The sequence below is a fragment of the Streptomyces niphimycinicus genome, from assembly GCF_018883605.1.
Lineage (GTDB): Bacteria > Actinomycetota > Actinomycetes > Streptomycetales > Streptomycetaceae > Streptomyces > Streptomyces niphimycinicus.
In genome coordinates this window covers 1-3,807 of the sequence record NZ_JAHLEM010001020.1, presented here as the reverse complement: position 1 = coordinate 3,807, position 3,807 = coordinate 1, and the positions used below count along the sequence as shown (strand labels likewise).

General features: G+C 72.9%; 3 protein-coding genes and 1 pseudogene. 1 reads left to right on the top strand and 3 read right to left on the bottom strand.

Going from position 1 to position 3,807, the window contains the following annotated elements:
* The 3 genes and pseudogenes from KN815_RS47005 to KN815_RS46995 form a co-directional block, all read right to left on the bottom strand.
* A pseudogene (locus tag KN815_RS47005) lies at nt 1-194 on the bottom strand (futalosine hydrolase); the annotation flags it as partial.
* Nucleotides 195-317: 123 nt separating this feature from the next.
* Nucleotides 318-824, bottom strand: a complete 507-nt coding sequence (locus tag KN815_RS47000; protein WP_216347894.1) for a hypothetical protein — start codon at nt 822-824, stop codon at nt 318-320.
* 135 nt (nt 825-959) lie between these two features.
* Nucleotides 960-2,426, bottom strand: coding sequence for an MFS transporter (locus KN815_RS46995; protein WP_216347893.1), 1,467 nt, complete (start codon nt 2,424-2,426; stop codon nt 960-962).
* A gap of 422 nt (nt 2,427-2,848) precedes the next feature.
* Here KN815_RS46995 and KN815_RS46990 point away from each other — a divergent pair, with 422 nt between their 5' ends.
* Nucleotides 2,849-3,754: a DUF3027 domain-containing protein gene (locus KN815_RS46990; protein ID WP_216347895.1), complete on the top strand. Its 906-nt coding sequence runs from the start codon at nt 2,849-2,851 to the stop codon at nt 3,752-3,754.
* Nucleotides 3,755-3,807 lie beyond the last annotated feature (53 nt).

Sequence of the window (3,807 nt, the reverse complement as noted above, 5' to 3'; positions counted from 1 at the left end):
GCCGCCGCCGCCGGGCCGACCCCGGCGGCCAGGACGTCCACGGTGAGCGGCGGCCCGGTGGGCGGCACCGGGCTCAGCCGGTGGATCGTTCCGCCGGGGACGGGGAGTTCGGCCATCTCGGGGGCCGTGGCGCCGATGCCCCGCACCACGGCGTCCCGTTCGGCGGGCACGGCCGTGACGATCAGTACACGCATCGACGGTTCCCCCTTGTCACGGCGTGGCTGGGTCCTCTGGGGCCGGCCCCGGTCTTCCCAGCGCGGCCGGGCCCCGTAGGGCGACGCTTCGTCCTACGGAGTCCCGTAACGTCGGGAATCCTGTCAGGAATCCCGTTCCAGCGTGAAACGCCAGATGCCCTTGACGCCCTGGCTGCTCTTGCCGAGCTCGGCGATCGTGATCGTGACCTTCTTCTGGAGCGTGGTCTGGCCCGTCTGCGGGTTCTGCTGGGCGAAGAGCGTGTCGCTGTCGAAGCTGCGGTACGTCTCCTTGCTCGCCTCGGCCATGACCGGGTTGTTGGCGATCAGGCCCCAGCTCGACTTGGCGATCTCGGGGTCCACCCCGATCCGCACCTTGTCCCCGGGGGTCACCTTGATCGTCTCTTCGGGCTTGGCGGAAAGGCACGCCTTGAACTTCTCCGAGCTCAGGTCCTTGCCGTCGCCGTAGCAGCCGTCGCTCGCCTCGGCCGTCACGGTGTCCGAACCGACCGTCACCGTGGCCAGCGGGGTCGGCTTGTCGCATGCGGAGAGGGCGACGAGCCCGAGGGACACGGCACAGGCGGCGGTGGCGGCGCGGCGGCCCTTGCCCCTGGAAAACAGCGCAGCGGTCATGCGGGCAGGCTATCGGGCCGCCCCGATCACTTCGCGCGCGGGTCAGGCGAGCCGTGGAGGCGGGTCGGCCTGGCCGCAGAGGCGACCCGGTCCGGCCGTCGTACACACAATTCAGGCCACCCCCGCCCATCCGCCTCAAGCCACCCGTGGATACGGCGCCCCCTGCCGGGAGGCGCTCAGCAGCCCGCGGACGCTCAGCGCCACGCCCAGCGCGAGCACCGCCGCCGCGACCGCCATGCCCAGCACCCCGTGGAGCGGCAGCACGATGCCGATGGCGCCGCCGAGGACCCACGCCATCTGGAGTGTCGTCTCGGAGCGGGAGAACGCGGAGGTGCGGACCTCCTCCGGGACGTCGCGCTGGATCAGCGCGTCCAGCGACAGCTTGCCCAGCGCCTGGGAGATTCCGGCCGTGGCGGCCACCGCGGCGACCGTCACCGCGCCGTAGAGGGCCGCCGACACGACGATCACGGCCAGGGCCGAGCTCAGCACCACCGCGATGATCCGCTCCGGGCCGCGCGCCCGCAGCCAGGCGCCGATCGCGGTGCCCAGCGCGTTGCCGCCGCCCGCGCAGACGGCGGCCAGGCCGAGCGATACCTCGGGGCCGAGTCCGCCCACGGGCTGGTCGCGGAGGAGGAAGGCGAGGAAGAGGGTGAGAAATCCGGACAGGGTTTTCAGCGCGGCGCACGCCTGGAGGGCGTGCAGTACGGAGGGGCCGACCGTACGGAGGCCGAGCCGCCCGGAACGGCTGCTGCGAAGGGTGCCCCACACGTTGGTCCAGAAGGCGGTCCTGGACCCGCCGACCCTGGCCTTGGGTTTACGCACCGTCACCGGCAGATGCAGATGGTGCTGTCCCGAGGTCAACTGCGCCTTGGCCTCACCCTTCGCGGAGTCCACCTTGGGCGGGAGGGTGAACGACAGGAATCCGCCCAGCAGAAAGATCACGGACGCCCCGTACAGCGGCCAGCTCGGGCCGATCTGATGCAGCCCGGCCCCCAGCGGGGCCGCCACGCCGGTTGCGAGCAGTCCGGCGAGCGTGACCCGTGAGTTGGCCTTGACCAGGGAGAAGTGGGGTGGGAGCAGCCGTGGCACGACGGCGGAACGGACGACTCCGTACGCCTTGGACGCCACCAGCACGCCCAGCGCCGCCGGATACAGCTCCAGGCCGCCGCCCGCCACGGCCCCCGCCATCGTCAGCGCGAGCACCGTACGGGTCAGCATCGCGCCCGCCATGGCCGCGCGGCGGCCGTGCGGAAGGCGGTCCAGGAGCGGGCCGATGACGGGGGCGAGTAGCGCGAATGGCGCCATGGTGATGACCAGGTAGAGCGCGACCCGGCCGCGGGCCTCGTCGGTCGGGACCGAGAAGAAGATCGTGGAGGCGAGGGCGACGGTGATCAGCATGTCGCCCGCGGAGTTCACCGCGTGCAGCTCGATCAACTTGCCGAGCCCCGACTCCCCGGCCCCATGGGCGTGGGTGGCCCGGCGGATGCCCCGCCCGGCCGCGGTGAAGGGGAGGCGGAGCGCGAAGGGCAGACGGAGTGCATGAACGATCCAGCGGCCCGACCGCTGGGTCGGACCGCCGCTGTACCACCGCTTGTCTGCCACCTGACCATGGTGCAGCCAACGCGACCCGGGCGTCAGACCTTCGACGGCTTTCCGGCTGGCGGCGCCGCCGGCGGGGACCGGCAACACCCCGCTGTCCAGCGGAAATGTGGTTCCCCCGGGGCGGCTGGGCAGGGGATGGGCGGCATGGCGGCCGGGGATGAGCATGGGACGGGGGTAGGGGCTGCGCGGCCGGACAAGGTAGCGTGCGTAACCGCGCCACCGAGGGTCGTTCCTGGCCGTGTGCCGAGTAGCCATCCCGCAGAATGGGACGTACAAGGTGCGCCCGAAGGCCGGATGGGCGCGGACGTCGACGCGGCCCCATGGTCCGCTCCGTCCGCGGTCCCGCGTTCCGGCCGTACGGCTGGCGCACCAGGTCAGACGGCTGCGACGGCGTGGAAGAGAGAATCGATCCTGTGAGTGCGATGCGAAGCCGTACCCCCGACCGCCTGTGCGCCGAGGCGGTCGAACTCGCCCGCGAGGCGGCCATGGAAGCCGCCTTTCCGGGGAAGGTCGGCGAGTACATGGGCGCTGTCGCCGAGGGCGATCGCGTGGTCACGCATCTCTTCGAGAGCCCCGAGCCCGGCTATCGCGGCTGGCGCTGGGCGGTCACCGTGACCCGCGCCTCCCGCGCGAAGGCCGTCACCCTGGACGAGACGGTACTGCTCCCCGGCCCCGACGCGCTGCTCGCGCCCGAGTGGGTGCCCTGGAGCGAGCGGCTGCGCCCCGGCGACATGGGCCCGGGCGATCTGCTCCCCACCGAGGCCGAGGATCTGCGCCTGGAGCCGGGCTACACGGGCGAGGACGTCCCGCCGCCCAACTCCGTGGTCTCGGAGGAGATGCAGCAGCTCGCGGCGGTGGAGGAGGCCGATGTCACGGCCGGCGCCCCCGTCACCCAGACCGCCGCGCCCAAGACCGGCTCGATCGCGGCCATCGCCGAGGAACTGGGCATGCGGCGCGCCCGGGTGCTGTCCCGCTACGGCCTCCACGTCGCGGCCGACCGCTGGGACGAGGCGTACGGCGCCCAGACCCCCATGGCCCAGGCGGCCCCCGGCACGTGCGCGAGCTGCGGCTTCCTGATGCCCCTCGGCGGCTCGCTGGGACAGGCGTTCGGGGTGTGCGCGAACGAGTTCAGCCCGGCGGACGGCCGCGTCGTCTCCCTCTCGTACGGCTGCGGCGCCCACTCCGAGGCGGCCGTCATGCCCAAGCCCCCGCGCCCGTCCGCCCCCGTGGTCGACGAGACCGTCGTCGAACCGCTCCCCCTCCACCCGGACCGCGCGAGCGGCTCCGTCGAGGCGGACACCCCGCCGGAGGAACTGGGCCATAGCTGAGCCGGTCTGCGGGGCGCCCTGGCGGGCGCGTTCAGCCCATCCCTGAGACCTGC